At 42.9% G+C, this 14,806-nt stretch carries 14 protein-coding genes and 2 tRNA genes; 12 read left to right on the forward strand and 4 right to left on the reverse strand.

Annotated features, from left to right (window positions below; genetic code table 11):
* Positions 1–56 precede the first annotated feature (56 nt).
* A complete protein-coding gene (tal, locus tag N480_RS14390; protein ID WP_063373174.1) occupies positions 57–1,007 on the reverse strand; it encodes a transaldolase in 951 nt (316 codons plus the stop codon).
* Between the two features lie 289 nt (positions 1,008–1,296).
* On the opposite strand from tal, the gene yaaA reads away from it, so the two are divergent.
* Together yaaA and N480_RS14400 are read left to right on the forward strand one after the other, a co-directional pair.
* On the forward strand, positions 1,297–2,076 hold the full coding sequence (gene yaaA / locus N480_RS14395) for a peroxide stress protein YaaA (RefSeq protein WP_063373175.1): 780 nt from the start codon (positions 1,297–1,299) through the stop codon (positions 2,074–2,076).
* Between the two features lie 257 nt (positions 2,077–2,333).
* Positions 2,334–3,509 (forward strand): MFS transporter, encoded by a 1,176-nt coding sequence (locus N480_RS14400; RefSeq protein ID WP_063373176.1) that lies wholly within the window; start codon positions 2,334–2,336, stop codon positions 3,507–3,509.
* Here the strand turns inward: N480_RS14400 and N480_RS14405 are convergent.
* Both N480_RS14405 and srmB read right to left on the reverse strand, forming a co-directional pair.
* Positions 3,466–4,260 (reverse strand): hypothetical protein, encoded by a 795-nt coding sequence (locus N480_RS14405; protein WP_231102265.1) that lies wholly within the window; start codon positions 4,258–4,260, stop codon positions 3,466–3,468. The two genes, N480_RS14400 and N480_RS14405, sit on opposite strands and share 44 nt — an antisense overlap.
* 125 nt (positions 4,261–4,385) lie before the next feature.
* Positions 4,386–5,618: an ATP-dependent RNA helicase SrmB gene (gene srmB, locus N480_RS14410; RefSeq protein ID WP_063373177.1), complete on the reverse strand. Its 1,233-nt coding sequence runs from the start codon at positions 5,616–5,618 to the stop codon at positions 4,386–4,388.
* 67 nt (positions 5,619–5,685) lie between these two features.
* Here srmB and N480_RS14415 point away from each other — a divergent pair, with 67 nt between their 5' ends.
* Both N480_RS14415 and N480_RS14420 read left to right on the forward strand, forming a co-directional pair.
* Positions 5,686–6,384, forward strand: a complete 699-nt coding sequence (locus N480_RS14415; RefSeq protein WP_063373178.1) for a tRNA1(Val) (adenine(37)-N6)-methyltransferase — start codon at positions 5,686–5,688, stop codon at positions 6,382–6,384.
* 52 nt (positions 6,385–6,436) lie between these two features.
* Positions 6,437–6,946: a hypothetical protein gene (locus N480_RS14420; RefSeq protein WP_063373179.1), complete on the forward strand. Its 510-nt coding sequence runs from the start codon at positions 6,437–6,439 to the stop codon at positions 6,944–6,946.
* 63 nt (positions 6,947–7,009) lie between these two features.
* On the opposite strand, the gene fldB is transcribed toward N480_RS14420, so the two are convergent.
* Complete coding sequence (gene fldB, locus N480_RS14425) at positions 7,010–7,531, reverse strand: flavodoxin FldB (RefSeq protein ID WP_063373180.1); 522 nt, start codon at positions 7,529–7,531, stop codon at positions 7,010–7,012.
* 77 nt (positions 7,532–7,608) lie between these two features.
* Between fldB and xerD the strand changes: the two genes are divergently transcribed.
* The 8 genes from xerD (at position 7,609) to N480_RS14465 (ending at position 14,792) form a co-directional block, all read left to right on the forward strand.
* A complete protein-coding gene (gene xerD / locus N480_RS14430) occupies positions 7,609–8,535 on the forward strand; it encodes a site-specific tyrosine recombinase XerD (protein ID WP_063373181.1) in 927 nt (308 codons plus the stop codon).
* Between the two features lie 64 nt (positions 8,536–8,599).
* The gene (gene dsbC / locus N480_RS14435) at positions 8,600–9,331 is read left to right on the forward strand and encodes a bifunctional protein-disulfide isomerase/oxidoreductase DsbC (protein WP_063373182.1); all 732 of its coding nucleotides are present in this window, start codon (positions 8,600–8,602) and stop codon (positions 9,329–9,331) included.
* A 129-nt stretch (positions 9,332–9,460) separates the two neighbouring features.
* A complete protein-coding gene (gene recJ, locus N480_RS14440) occupies positions 9,461–11,194 on the forward strand; it encodes a single-stranded-DNA-specific exonuclease RecJ (RefSeq protein WP_063373183.1) in 1,734 nt (577 codons plus the stop codon).
* A gap of 201 nt (positions 11,195–11,395) precedes the next feature.
* Positions 11,396–12,494 (forward strand): peptide chain release factor 2 gene (gene prfB, locus N480_RS14445; RefSeq protein ID WP_141685386.1). Its coding sequence is split into 2 segments (ribosomal slippage): positions 11,396–11,470 and positions 11,472–12,494, totalling 1,098 coding nucleotides; the frame shifts between segments, so codons are not numbered across the junction.
* A 27-nt stretch (positions 12,495–12,521) separates the two neighbouring features.
* On the forward strand, positions 12,522–14,063 hold the full coding sequence (lysS, locus tag N480_RS14450; protein WP_063373185.1) for a lysine--tRNA ligase: 1,542 nt from the start codon (positions 12,522–12,524) through the stop codon (positions 14,061–14,063).
* Between the two features lie 249 nt (positions 14,064–14,312).
* Positions 14,313–14,492, forward strand: a complete 180-nt coding sequence (locus N480_RS14455) for a hypothetical protein (protein WP_063373186.1) — start codon at positions 14,313–14,315, stop codon at positions 14,490–14,492.
* 120 nt (positions 14,493–14,612) lie between these two features.
* A tRNA-Ser gene (locus tag N480_RS14460) sits at positions 14,613–14,705 on the forward strand.
* A gap of 10 nt (positions 14,706–14,715) precedes the next feature.
* Positions 14,716–14,792, forward strand: a tRNA-Arg gene (locus N480_RS14465).
* The last annotated feature ends 14 nt before the right edge of the window (positions 14,793–14,806 follow it).

Raw genomic sequence — 14,806 nt, forward strand, 5'->3', positions numbered from 1 at the left:
AAAGTAACACAGAGCCGAAGTAAAAATCGCTGCGGCTCTGTGTGGGTCAAAGCCTTTTAAAGTGACTTCACTTCTGACTCTAAAATTTCCTGAGCATGTGCAAATGCGCGGATACCTTCAGCCAGCTTTTCGGTTGCCATTGCATCTTGATTGTGTAACCAGCGGAACTCACTTTCTGTTAATGGTGCTGGTTTTTGGGCAACTTCGTAGTTATTTTCTAGAAGATAGTCTTCGCTTGCAGGTAATTCGCCAAGCTCTTCAAGAAGCGCAGGACTAATGGTCAACTTGTCACAACCTGTTAATGCAACAATTTCACCTGTGTTGCGGAAGCTTGCACCCATTACAATGGTTTTATAGCCATGTTGTTTGTAGAAGTCGTAGATTGTACGAACTGACTGTACACCAGGATCGTCTAGTGGATCAGTTGGCTTATCTACACCATGTGCTACGTGCCAATCTAAGATACGGCCGACAAATGGTGAAATTAAGAATACATTTGCATCAGCACATGCACGTGCTTGAGCCTGACTGAAAAGCAGTGTTAGATTACATTTTACACCTTGCTTCTCTAGCTCTTCAGCCGCTTTGATACCTTCCCAAGTTGAGGCAATCTTAATTAAGATTTTATCTTTGCTTACGCCTTGCTCTTCATATAGTGCAAGTAGTTGCTGAGCTTTTGCAATCGTTGCCTGCGTGTCGAAAGATAAACGCGCGTCAACCTCAGTCGAAATATAACCTGGTACGATGTTGGCAATTTCTTTACCAATTAATACCGCGAAGTAATCACACGCTAGCTCAATTTGCTTTTGCTCATCTTGCTCTTGTGATTTAGCGTAATCTAAAGCCTGTTTTAGAAACGGCTGATAGGCAGGCGTTTGAGCTGCTTTTAATAAAAGTGACGGATTGGTCGTTGCGTCTTCCGGTTGGTGTTTACGGATCGCTTCGATGTCGCCAGTATCGGCAACAATCGATGAATGCTGTTTTAGCCTATCTAATGCTGAAGTCATGCTGTCCTCATTCCTAATTTTGCAGCTATAAATAAATTACACACCCTATGTTGCAATACCGTGATCAGCTTTTATAGGTCAAATGTCCGCTTGTAACGAGACAAGCAGATATGTCCTAGCCAATTTTGGTCATTGTTATAGTAAGGCGTGTTATGTTTTCCACAGTAATGATGTTGTCTGTTACCTTGCGGCTTAACCGAACGCTATGAGCAGAAGATTTTACGCTTGCGATTCACTGTGGATAGTGTTGAAATTGACATTAATAAATATTTAAGTCAATAGGCTATCAATGATCACGGTTATTTCACCAGCAAAAAATCTCGATTACGACTCTAGCGCACCTACAGAGCGTCACACCCTTCCTGAGTTATTGACGCATTCCGAAGCATTAATTTCAGTCTGTCGTGATTTAAGTCCGCAAGAAATCGGCAGTTTGATGAAGATCAGCGACAAACTAGCTGGGCTAAATGCGGCTAGATTTGCACAGTGGTCTCAACCTTTTACAGCAGACAACGCCAAACAGGCCGTTTTTGCATTTAATGGGGATGTATACGCTGGCCTAGAGGCGACGACATTATCTGAAGACGCGATTGATTATACGCAACAACATTTGCGCATATTATCAGGGTTGTATGGCGTGCTTAAGCCACTAGACCTAATGCAAGCATATCGTCTAGAAATGGGCACCAAACTAGCAAATTCTCGTGGTAAGAATTTATATGAATTTTGGGGCAGTGTGATTGCAGAAAAGCTTAATGAAACTTTAGCCGAAAGTGGCGCAAGTGCATTAATTAATCTCGCGTCTAATGAGTATTTTAAAGCGGTAGATAAAAAGGCATTGAAAGCAGATATCATCACGCCGATATTTAAAGACTGCAAAAATGGTCAGTACAAAGTGATCAGTTTTTACGCGAAAAAAGCGCGTGGCATGATGGCGCGTTACATTATGGAAAATAAAGTACAGGACCTAGAATCACTTAAAGCCTTTGATATTGCTGGCTATTACTTTAGCGAAGAAGCAACAATTAAAGCCAATGAACCGGTATTTTTAAGAGAAGAGCAGTCGTGAAAATACGTATACTAGCGCTATTATTGCTGTTACAAGGCTGCAGCCACTTTTCTTATATGTCGCCCAAAGGAACGCTTTCCTGTCAGCAGACACAGCAAAATTGCACTGGTATGTGTAGAGAAGATCACCCTCAGGGAGATCCACTTATCAGGCAGTGCTTAATGCGCTGCCACGATGAATTGACCATGTGTACTGTGAAGCCAAAGCATAATACGTATTGAGCCTATTACCCTTTCTAAAAAGCAGGGACAGTTAAATTGAATAAGAACGTTTTTTTGTTGTCCTGCTGTCAGGGCTTAATGACAACGGGTAATATCCTGCTGGTGACCATCAGTGCGTTGGTGGGCCAAATGCTGAGCCCTTCTACTTCGTTAACAACTCTACCTATCGCAATGCAAATGCTCGGGTTGCTCTTGACGACAGTACCCGCGTCGCTCGTTATGGCTAAAACTGGTAGAAGGCTTGGGTTTAGTCTTGGCAATGTCATTGGCACACTTGGTGCTGTTATCGGGTTTTTCTCCTTATCCCAAAGTCATTTTTATCTATTTTGTGTTGCGACTTTTCTAATTGGTGTCGGGATTGGTTTTGCGACTTTGTATCGCTTTGCCGCGATTGAAGCCAGTGACAAACCCGCGCGTGCGATTTCGATGATAATGGCAAGTGGTGTCATCGCAGCGATTTTAGGGCCAAATCTAGCAGTTTGGGTGAACCATCACTTCCCTGCACTTAACTATGCTAACTCTTTTTTAGCATTAACTTGTGTATATTTGATTGCTTTATGCCTATTGCAAATGGTTGCGTTTAACGAAGTCTCTGCAAAACAAAGCTCTTTGGCGCCGCGGCCAATTAAAGAAATTATTTCACAGCCACAATTTGTAATTGCCGCACTTATCGGCATGATCAGCTATTCGGTGATGAACCTGTTGATGACAGCAACCCCGTTAGCAATGCACCGCCATGGGTTTGATTTAGCAGAGTCTGCTCTGGTGATTGAATGGCACGTGCTTGGCATGTTTTTACCTTCGTTTTTTACGGGCAAATTAGTGGAACGCTACAGTGCCGTGAATATGACAGTGGTAGGTTGCTTGTTTATGTTGGCATGTGCGCTCATCAATTTACTTGGCGTGACGCACTGGCACTTTATGACGGCACTGTTTTTACTGGGAGTTGGGTGGAATTTTATGTTTATCAGTGCGACATCCCTAGTGAGCCAAACTTATGAACCTTATGAGCGTGCGAAAACACAGGCTGCCAATGAGTTTTTTGTGTTTAGTATGGTTGTGATTTCGTCATTATTTGCTGGCTGGTTAGAGAGTGAGATTGGGTGGCAACCGCTTAACGTGTGGTCAGTGCCAATTGTTTGTATTGCGCTGGGCGCATCTTTGTGGTTTAAAAACTATTCACCCCCTGAGCCAAGTGCAAGTAAGATTTAACGACTTCGTCTCGAAAATACAAGTCTTGATCTTTTTGCTCATTTCGATAGCGTTGGCAAAATTCCTCAGGATCGAGTGAATGCTGTTCTAGTAGCGGGTTTTTAAGGTAGGAATAATGCGCGTACCAACGTTGCTTTAGGGTACTTGGTATGCTTGGTAGCTTTGTTAAGATCCGCTCACTCAGGGTAAATTGTGAATGCCGTGCTAGTGCTATCATATCGTCGTTAGCAGCACCTAGCCAGCATGCACCTTTTTCATTGACACACAGTAACGGTAAAAAAGGAGCCAGTGCTGGGTATATGTCATTTTTATAGATAGACACCTGCCAATATTTTCTCGCGATAAGGCAAAATTGTTCAAAACTTGTAATCGCACTAAATCCACTTTGCTGTAGCTTTAATATTTCAACTCGAGGTTTATTTGGGTTTACAGTGTCGTTCGCTGTATCAATATACCAATCACGCCAAGTAAGTGCATTTTGAAAGTATTCATCTCTGAGAGACCCCCACACAGGCTTAAGTTCACAATTTATAGTCTTATTTGATCGGAGTACTTTCAAAGGTTCAGGGAGGGGAGAGACATTTAACTGTTGTTGCAGCATTTGATGCATGGCATTGCGGATTTCTTTACAACGGCCGAGCGGGTAAGGTTTGTCAGCAAAATATGGGTGTTCAACTGCTAATTTAGCGTCGACATATAGGCGTAACTCGGCTAAGTACATTTCCAATTGTTGCCGTTGTAGTTCGTTCACCGTTGCTTCCCAAATTGCAGCGTCACTTTCAATAGCATAGTGACTTCAACTTGTTATGTGAAGGGGACTTATAGCTTCTCAAGCGTTGAATATAAAAAGCCCCGCTAGAGCGCGGGGCTTTTTATTTACTTTTTCTTTTTAGGTTTAGTTTTTGCGGCTTTTTTCTTCGCTTTTATTTTTGCAGGGTCTTTCTTTTTCTTTGGTGGCTTCGCCTCTTTGTGCTTTGGCGCGAGCCCTTCAAGCGTTCTACGTTTGAGCTTTTGATCCGTATAGCGCTCAACTTTACCCAAAATTTCAACGTCATGGGCTTCGACTAATGAAATAGCCGTTCCTTTTTTACCTGCTCGGCCTGTACGACCAATACGGTGCACATAAATGTCAGCGGTTCGTGGCATATCGAAATTGATGACATGGGTGATATCTGGCACGTCAATACCACGTGCGGCAACGTCAGTAGCAACAAGGATGTTTGTGCGACCACTATGGAAGCTTGCCATGGCAGCCATACGTTTATCTTGTGGCATTTCACCACGTAGCCAAGTCGTTTTTATTTCATTGGCATACAGCTCACCAATTAATTGCTCAAGGCGTTCGCGAGTTTTCACGAAGACGATAGCCTTTTCAACGTCTTCACTTTGTAACAAGTTGGTCAGTATTGCGAGCTTATGTTTGTAATCATCAGCAAGATGAACCCACTGGTGAATTTTGCCTTTTTCTTTACGCGAAGGCTCAGCTTCAAGTAAAGCCGGATCGTTGAGCATACGTTCGGCGAACAGCTCAACGCTATCTCCCTCTAACGTTGCAGAAAACAAGAAACCTTGGCGACGATTTTTGGCTTCATCACAAATGCGCAGCATCTCTTTTTTGAAACCCATATCTAGCATGCGGTCCGCTTCATCTAGGACAAGTAGCTCTACATTATCAGCATGGAAGTTTTCAGTTTCTAAATACTCCATTAATCGCCCTGGTGTTGCGATTAATATGTCGTTATTTTTTTCAAAAATTTCTTTGTGACTACCATAGTTGATACCACCGGTCACCACTCCAATGCGCAAGTGCGTGTTTTCGGCTAGCGCCTGACATTGCTCATGTACTTGATAAGCAAGTTCACGGGTAGGTGTCATTATCAACACACGAGCAAAACCAGGGTCTTTTCTAGGGAAGTCGAGCAAATACTGAATTGCAGGGATCAAGAAAGCGGCAGTTTTACCTGTGCCAGTAGGCGCTGAGGCGAGAATATCTCTGCCTAAAAGCGCTTCAGGAATCGAGAGTTGTTGAATGCTAGTTGCGGTTGTATAACCAATTTTTTTTATGGCAGAAAGTAACTTGCCATCCAGATCGAATTCAGAAAATTGCATAATGCATCACAAATAAAGGACAATAGCGGAATTATACGTGTGCTTGACGCTTTCTAAAAGGTTCAATATGGCAAGCTTTGCATTTAAACAGTTTAAAATTGACCAAAACCGTGCTGCGATGAAGGTTTCAACCGATGGAATTATGTTTGGGGCGTGGATATCGTTGGCAAATGCGCAAAACTTACTAGATATCGGTACAGGTACAGGGTTGTTGAGTTTAATGGCCAAGCAACGAGTACCAGAACTACATGTTCACGCTATCGAAATAGACGAGCAGGCCGCGCTAGATGCGAAAGGTAATTTCAGCGCCTCACCTTGGCCGGAAATTGAATTAGTACAGTTGGCTGTGCAGCAGTTCGAATCAACTCAGCAGTTTGATTTGGTGATCAGCAACCCGCCTTATTTTCAATCAAGCCTTAAGGGAGAAAATGTACGTCGCAATGTGGCTCGGCATACTGACAGTTTGAGCTTTGAAGAGTTGATATCTGCATTTTTGCGTGTTGCAAAGCCAAGTGCACGATTAGCAATCATTTTACCTTATGAAGAGGGAAAGATATTTATTAGCCTAGCGGAGCAAAAAAATCTGTATTTGGCGAGGGTGTGTGAGGTCAAAACAACACCTAATAAAGATGTCTCTCGTTTGATGTTTGAACTGTCGAGCGAGCCTAGTGAAACATACACTGAGGCGTTGTGTATTTATGATCAGCAAGGTAGGTATACCGAAGAATACACTGCTTTATGTAAGGCATTTTACCTGAAAATGTAGCCTGCAAGCATGCTACAGTAAAAGGACTCAATGGCTTGCAAAGGAGCGTGGCATGGCAAATTTAGAGCAAATTAACCGAATACTTGAATTTCTAAGCGAGATCGCTTTACCGTATCAGGTGATACAACTCAATGACACCACGTTTCTGCCAGGCCTTAGGCATAATAAAGGTGTGCTGCAAATAGATGTAGCAAAGGTTCAGTTCCCAGGTGACATATTACATGAAGCTGGTCATTACGCTGTGTGTGAGCCTGCTGAGCGTTACCTATTGGATGGCAATATATACAAAACAGGGTTGCAAAATCACCGCCCTAAACAACAAATGATGGGAGAGGAAATGGCAGCAACCGCATGGTCAGTCGCAGCGGCCCTTTACCTAGGCTTTCCCTTACAGGTTGTATTTCATGAAGCTGGATATAGAGGGGCGAGCGCGAGCTTAATAGAAGCTTTTGAAAATGGCGGTGGAATAGGGCATCCGCTCCTTGGCGCATTTCAAATGACTTGTCCGCAGCAGGGATTTCCAAGTATGTCGACTTGGATCAGAACATTATCATGGGCTTAAGGCAATTGTGTATCAGGACTCGTAATCACAATGCGGGCTGAGGCCGCCCGCCAGAGAGTATGTTTAAAGCGTATTAGCGTATTCCGTCATAATTTGCTCAATCCAAGAAGCGATACGCTCGTCACTTTTGTCGTATTGGCTGTCCTCATCAAGTGCAAGACCCACAAACTGTGATTCATCTTCGGTCAGTGCTTTTGAGGCTTCAAATTCGTACTCATCTGAGTTTGGCCAAAAACCAATAAAATTAACGCCTTGAGGTGCAATTTTATCGTGCAGCATGCCAAGCGCATCTTGGAACCACTGACCATACCCTTGCTGATCTCCCATGCCAAAAAGAGCGATGGTTTTACCTTGTAAATTTACACCGTCAATGTCATCCCAATGAGACTCCCAGTCTTCTTGAAGCTCACCAAAGTCCCATGTAGAAATACCAAAGATCACAAAGTCGAATTGCTCAGCGCCTTTTAACGGCTCATCTTTGATATTGTGCAGTGAGACGACGTCTTTTCCAATAATTTCCTGAATTTTTTCAGCGGCCATTTCTGTATAACAGGTTGTAGAACCATAAAATAACCCGATTTGCATTGTATTCTTCACTTGAATGGCTGTTATTATATGGGGGCAGTCTACCTTAAGGCTTAATTAATTGATACAGGCAGCCCGTGAACGAACAAGAAACATTATCAAATACAGAAGATGAGCAGACAGACCCAATTGAAGTGTTTTTGGATATGCTTTTTCTTGAACAAGGTCTCAGTGACAACACGATTTCAGCCTATAGAAACGACTTGGAAAAGTTTTCACTGTTCGTCTGTGAACAGCTTGGAGATAAGCATTTATTTGCTGTAACAGCATCAGATATTGAGTCGTATCTTGCATATCGTGTCGATCTGGGCTTAAAACCACGCAGTACAGCACGCTCAGTGAGTGCATTAAAAAGATTTTATTTGTATTGGGTTAACCAGAAAAAATTAGCGCAAAGCCCCATGACGAATATTGCACAGCCAAAAACAGTACAGTCTTTGCCCAAGACATTGACAGAGCAAGAAGTTGAAGCCTTATTAGCCGCTCCAGATACTGAAGATGCCATGGGGCTTCGAGATAAAGCGATGTTAGAGTTGCTTTACGCAACGGGTCTTCGTGTTACTGAGCTGGTTGGGTTACGAATGGAACAAATGAATTTACGCCAGGCTGTGGTTTTAGTTCGCGGTAAAGGCGGTAAAGAAAGAATGGTTCCTATGGGTGAAGAATCGTTGCATTGGGTTGAACAATTTTTGAAGGTTGGTCGGCCTCAAATGGTTAAGCATGCCAATGATTTTGTGTTTGTTTCTAAGCGCGGCATTGGTATGACTCGGCAAACTTTTTGGCATCGAATCAAACTCTATGCTATGTTGGCAGACGTTAAGTCTCCGTTATCGCCACATACTTTACGTCATGCATTTGCAACACACTTGCTGAATCATGGAGCAGACTTACGAGTTGTACAAATGATGTTGGGTCACAGTGACCTGTCAACGACACAAATTTATACACATGTTGCTAGCGAACGATTAAAATCGCTGCATCAGCAACATCATCCAAGGGCTTAACGGAATTTATTTGAAGTTTTCCGGTCTTATTGGTTAGTTTAAGAACGAATTTACGAGAACAAAGATGAAAAAGTTATTTTTAGCAGCCGCATTGGCGGTAGGCGCTTCAGCTTATGCAACGGAAGCGACAAAAACTGAGAGCACATTAGCTATTAACCCAATTCAACAGTCGTTGGCAAATCTTGGCCTGTCTGTGAATGACATTACTGATAGCCCAATCGCTGGATTAAAAACTGTGATCACGGATCGCGGTGTCTTTTATTCTAGCCCTGATGGTCGCTACTTGATGCAAGGTGCACTTATTGATGTACCAAATAGAAAAAACCTTACTGAAGACGCATTGAGTGGTGTTCGTAAAGAAGGATTGAAAGACTATCAAGATTCAATGATTGTCTACAAAGCCGAAAATGAGAAGCATCAAGTCACTATCTTTACTGATATCACTTGTGGTTATTGTCGTAAACTACACCGTGAACTAGATGACTACCTTAACGCGGGTATTACCGTTAAATACATGGCGTTTCCGCGTGGTGGTCTACAAAGTCAAGGTTATGAAGACCTAATGAATGTATGGTGTGCAAAAGATGCTGCAACTGCATTAACAGAAGCGAAAGCGGGTAATCCAGTAGAAGACGTTAAAAATTGTAGTGCACCAGTTGCTGAGCATTATCAGTTGGGTCAAAAGTTTGGCATCTCTGGTACTCCGGCAATCATTCTAGAAGATGGCAGCATTATCCCAGGTTATCAGCCAGCAGCTGAGCTTGCTGGTGCATTAGAAAGAAATGCAAAGTCTTAAGCATCGCGTATAATAAGCGCATTGCGAAAAAAGGCCGTAGGGCCTTTTTTTATGCCTGTTAGGCAGGTGCGATAATTACGGTTACTTAAAAAGCATCCAAACAACAATCTCAACAATTCAGAAAGACGTATGCAAACTAAAATCCAGCCAAGAGCGCGTATTGACGACAGTCACCTCCCTGATAACCTTCACCCAGTCATTAAGCAGTTATATGCTGTTCGTGGTGTGCGCTCATCAGAAGAATTAAATAATAGCGCCGCAACCTTACTGGACTTTAAGTTATTTAAAGACATTATTAAAGCGTGTGATATTTTGCATATGGCCCTTAACGCGCAGCAGAAGATTCTTATTGTGGGTGATTTTGATGCCGATGGGGCAACCAGTACAGCTGTTTTGATGGAAGGTTTACCACAGTTTGGCTTTGCATCGGTTGATTACCTTGTACCGGATAGGTTTAGTTTAGGATATGGTTTAAGTCCTGCACTTGCGGAACAAATTGTGCAGCTTAGCCCGGACTTGGTGATCACGGTGGACAACGGTATTTCCTGTATTGCGGGTATCGAGATTGTAAAACAAGCGGGTATCAAAGTAATCGTGACCGATCACCATTTACAAGGTGAACAGTTACCGAACGCTGATGCAATTATTAATCCTAATCAGCATGACTGCCAGTTTCCGTCCAAATCTATAGCTGGTGTTGGTGTCGCATTTTATTTGCTGGTGGCGCTGCGCAACTATTTAAGAGAAGCAGCTTATTTTGAAAAAGCGGGGCACCCAGAGCCTAATTTGGCATCTTTGTTGGATATTGTTGCACTGGGTACCGTGGCTGATGTGGTGGCGCTAGATTCGAATAACCGCACTTTGGTATATCAAGGCCTCGCACGCATTAAAAGTGGTCGAACACGTCCAGGCATTCGTGCTTTGATTGAGGTATCAAACCGCAATATGAATCGGCTGAGCGCGAGTGATTTTGGCTTTTCATTGGCACCTCGTTTAAATGCAGCAGGACGACTTGATGACATGAGCTTAGGTATCGCTTGCTTACTTGCGAAAGATGACTATCAAGCCAAAAAGATTGCCAATGAGCTAGACAGTCTTAATCATGAACGCAGAGAAATTGAGCAGGGCATGCAACAAGAAGCACAGGCGGTGCTAGAGCATTTGAGCAGTAAAACACAAGAAGTTCCCAATGCGGTATGTTTGTACCAAGATGATTGGCATCAAGGTGTTATTGGTATTCTTGCTGGCCGTTTAAAAGAGAAGTACCATCGGCCTGCTGTGATTTTCGCACAGGGGGATGATGGTCAATTGAAGGGCTCTTGCCGCTCTATCGAAGGCATTCATATGCGGGATTTACTAGAGCATATCAATACTGAAAACCCTGAACTAATCTTGAAGTTTGGTGGCCATGCAATGGCTGCTGGGTTAAGTATTCATGAGTCAAGCTTTGCTCAGTTTAAAGTTGCTTTTGAAACTAAAGTCGAAGCCCTATTGAGTGATGAATTAAGACAAAGCGTATTGTTAACAGATGGTGCGTTACCACCTGAGTGTTTTAATATGGAGTTTGCCAACGAACTGCAAGGAGCAGGGCCTTGGGGGCAACAATTTCCTGAGCCTGTATTTAGTGAGCGGTTTGAATTGGTACAGCAACGGCTTGTTGGAGAAAAACACCTTAAGCTGGTGTTAAAACACACGACCGGCAAACTTGTGGATGCAATTGCATTTAATGTGGATTTACGCGCATGGCCAAATACCAGCGCACAGTATGCAGATATGGCATATCAATTAGACATCAATGAGTTTCGGGGCAAGTTTTCACTACAGCTCATTGTACGTGAGATTCAAGCTGTAAAGGCAATTTAACACCTGTTTTCGATAACTAAGACTTGATTTTGGTCTGCTTGTCTTAATATTGGTGAATAAACCCTTAAATTTATCACTTTTGGGGCTAATATCTAGTAGCAAATTTTGTTAGTATTAGCCGTTTATACCGCCTGCATTGTGCTAGAACAATGAAGCGAGAATGCAGGCTAACAGCCAAAGATGTAAATTGGAGTAATGCAGATGTTTGAAGTGAATCCTGTGATTAATCAAATCAAGGAAATTCGCGAACGTACTGAGCTTCTTAGGGGGTATCTTTGACTATGCTCTAAAGCAAGAGCGTTTAGAGGAAGTCAATGCCGAACTTGAAGATCCAGCAGTATGGAATGAGCCTGAAAAGGCACAAGCTTTAGGGCGCGAAAAGTCGTCACTTGAAGTGATTGTTGAAACAATCGATAACTTAGTTGCGGGTGCAGATGATGCCGAGGGTTTGGTTGAATTAGCGGTTGAAGCTGAGGATGAAGATACATTCGTTGAAGCACAGCAAGAAGTTGAAGGCTTGGTTGCACAGTTGGAGAAGCTAGAGTTCCGTCGTATGTTCTCGGGTGAACAAGATGCAAACGATGCTTATATTGATTTACAATCTGGTTCAGGTGGTACGGAAGCACAGGACTGGTGTAACATGCTACTACGTATGTATTTACGCTGGGCTGAAGCAAAAGGGTTTAAAGTTGAAATCGTAGAAGCAACAGATGGCGACGTAGCAGGTATCAAAGGTGCCACAGTACGCGTTTCTGGTGAATACGCTTACGGTTGGTTACGCACAGAAACGGGTGTGCACCGCTTAGTACGTAAAAGTCCATTTGACTCAACTGGCCGCCGTCATACTTCGTTTGCATCTGCATTTATTTACCCTGAAATCGACGAGAATATTGAAATCGATATCAACCCTGCAGATTTACGTATCGATGTATACCGTGCTTCGGGTGCGGGTGGTCAGCACGTTAACCGCACCGAGTCTGCGGTTCGTATTACCCACTTACCAACGAATACTGTTGTACAGTGTCAAAATGACCGTTCACAGCATAAAAACAAAGCGCAAGCAATGAAGCAGTTAAAAGCAAAATTGTTTGAACTTGAAATGAAGAAACAAAATGCTGAAAAGCAGTCGCAAGAAGATGCAAAATCGGATATCGGCTGGGGTAGTCAAATCCGTTCATATGTTCTTGATGATTCAAGAATTAAAGACTTAAGAACCGGCGTCGAGAACCGCAATACACAAGCGGTACTAGACGGCGATTTAGATAAATTTATCGAAGCTAGCCTGAAATCAGGCCTTTAATCAACAAGCTAAACTAAGAGCTAAAAAATGACAGATCAAATCCAAGACGAAAATAAACTCATTGCTGAGCGTCGTGCTAAATTGGATGCAATTCGTGAGAATTGTGATGCCAATGGCCACCCGAACACCTTCCGCCGTGAAGACTATACGGCTGATCTACAGGCTAAGTTTGGTGATAAATCGAAAGAAGAGCTTGTTGAATTAGACCATCAGGTATCAGTTGCAGGTCGTATTCTTGCGAAACGTGGTCCTTTCCTTGTACTGCAAGATATGAAAGGCCGTATTCAAGCTTACGCCTCTAAAGATGTACAAAAAGCACTAAAAGAGAAGTACGGTCAATTAGATATCGGCGACATTATCGGTGTATCTGGACCACTACATAAATCTGGAAAAGGTGACCTGTATGTAGATATGGTTCAGTACGAGCTACTGACTAAATCACTGCGCCCACTTCCAGAAAAGTTCCATGGCCTAACAGACCAAGAAGCGAAATATCGTCAGCGCTATGTTGATTTGATCACAAACATGGATACGCGTGAAACTTTCCGTATTCGTTCCAAGGTCATTGAAGGCATTCGTCGCTTCTTGGCTGAGCGTGACTTTATGGAAGTTGAAACGCCGATGCTACAGGTGATCCCTGGCGGTGCAACTGCACGTCCATTTGTAACACATCATAATGCACTAGATATCGATATGTATCTGCGTATTGCACCTGAGCTGTACCTTAAGCGTTTAGTTGTTGGCGGTTTTGACCGTGTATTTGAAATCAACCGTAACTTCCGTAACGAAGGTCTTTCGACACGCCATAACCCTGAATTCACGATGATTGAGTTCTACCAAGCGTACGCAGATTACAAAGACCTAATGAACTTAACTGAAGACATGTTACGTACTGTTGCACAAGACGTGCTAGGTACAACAACAGTTATCAATACAGTTAAAGATGCTGAAGGGGAAGTGACCGAAACCATCGAATACGATTTTGGTAAGCAATTTGAGCGTTTATCTATGGCAGATGCGATTATCAAATATGGTCCAGATGCAGAAGAAAGTGCGCACATCTTTAAAGACCCTGAAAACCATTTCGATGAGTTAGTTGCTTACGCGAAGAAAGTACACGTTAAGATCCCTGAAAAGTGTGTTTGGGGTGCAGGTAAATTCCTATGTGAAATCTTTGAAGAAACGGCAGAGCATAAGCTAATTCAACCAACTTTCATTACTGAGTACCCGTGGGAAGTATCACCACTTGCTCGTCGTAACGATGAAAACCCGTTCATTACAGACCGCTTTGAATTCTTTGTCGGTGGTCGTGAGCTTGCAAATGGTTTCTCTGAGTTGAATGATGCACAAGATCAGGCGGAGCGTTTTGCACGTCAGGTTGAAGAAAAAGATGCAGGTGATGATGAAGCTATGCATTACGATGCAGACTATATTCAAGCACTTGAATATGGCTTACCTCCAACTGCTGGTGAAGGTATTGGTATCGACCGTTTGGTTATGCTGTTTACAGACTCACCGACAATCAAAGATGTTATTTTATTCCCGCATATGCGTCCTCAAGCGGATTAAATAATGATTAAAGAGAAAAGCGCTTAAAGGCGCTTTTCTTTTATCTATGTGAGATATATCTCAAAAATAATTTTAATTTTCTCAATAAATTTTGTGTTTTTATTCTAAAACAGCGCGTTATCGTTTCTGTTTCCGTAATAAATACGAAAATCTTCGAGTACCATGGTTTGCAATCTCACCTCTCATTTCTATACTGTCGTTGCATTTAGGATGAATCACATATAATAAAACGTCAGAAAACATAGAATTATGCCGGAATTAGATGAAGAACAATTAAAACACGAGGCTGCAAGAAGGGAATATTGTCGCCAGTGCATTGCTGACTTTCAAAAGCTCGGATACTTAGACTCTTATTTAGAAGAAGTCTTTAATCGTAAGCAACGCTTATTGAGTCAGTTTTCTGATCAGCCAACCCCCAGAAATGACTAGCTTTAAACCAAAGTGATAGAAAAAAAGACTGGGTGCTCATTCTGTCACCATATAGTCATGTTTTACAAGAAAAGTGTTTGACTTATTTTTTCTGTTCTATATTATACGCCCCACAAAGACGGAGAGGTGGCCGAGTGGCTGAAGGCGCTCCCCTGCTAAGGGAGTATAGGGTTTGTAGCCCTATCGAGGGTTCGAATCCCTCCTTCTCCGCCATTCTTTGTACGGACGCGTAGCTCAGCTGGATAGAGTACCTGGCTACGAACCAGGCGGTCGGAGGTTCGAATCCTCCCGCGTCCGCCACTTTACTCAAGTGG

It is taken from the genome of Pseudoalteromonas luteoviolacea S2607, from assembly GCF_001625575.1.
In the GTDB taxonomy this organism is placed as follows: Bacteria; Pseudomonadota; Gammaproteobacteria; order Enterobacterales; family Alteromonadaceae; genus Pseudoalteromonas; species Pseudoalteromonas luteoviolacea_E.

Coding starts and splice junctions, on each gene's coding strand:
- tal (WP_063373174.1), bottom strand. CDS start 1,007: ATGACTTCAGCATTAGATAGGCTAAAACAGCATTCATCGATTGTTGCC.
- yaaA (WP_063373175.1), top strand. CDS start 1,297: ATGATCACGGTTATTTCACCAGCAAAAAATCTCGATTACGACTCTAGC.
- srmB (WP_063373177.1), bottom strand. CDS start 5,618: ATGCAATTTTCTGAATTCGATCTGGATGGCAAGTTACTTTCTGCCATA.
- N480_RS14415 (WP_063373178.1), top strand. CDS start 5,686: ATGGCAAGCTTTGCATTTAAACAGTTTAAAATTGACCAAAACCGTGCT.
- N480_RS14420 (WP_063373179.1), top strand. CDS start 6,437: ATGGCAAATTTAGAGCAAATTAACCGAATACTTGAATTTCTAAGCGAG.
- fldB (WP_063373180.1), bottom strand. CDS start 7,531: ATGCAAATCGGGTTATTTTATGGTTCTACAACCTGTTATACAGAAATG.
- dsbC (WP_063373182.1), top strand. CDS start 8,600: ATGAAAAAGTTATTTTTAGCAGCCGCATTGGCGGTAGGCGCTTCAGCT.
- recJ (WP_063373183.1), top strand. CDS start 9,461: ATGCAAACTAAAATCCAGCCAAGAGCGCGTATTGACGACAGTCACCTC.
- lysS (WP_063373185.1), top strand. CDS start 12,522: ATGACAGATCAAATCCAAGACGAAAATAAACTCATTGCTGAGCGTCGT.
- N480_RS14455 (WP_063373186.1), top strand. CDS start 14,313: ATGCCGGAATTAGATGAAGAACAATTAAAACACGAGGCTGCAAGAAGG.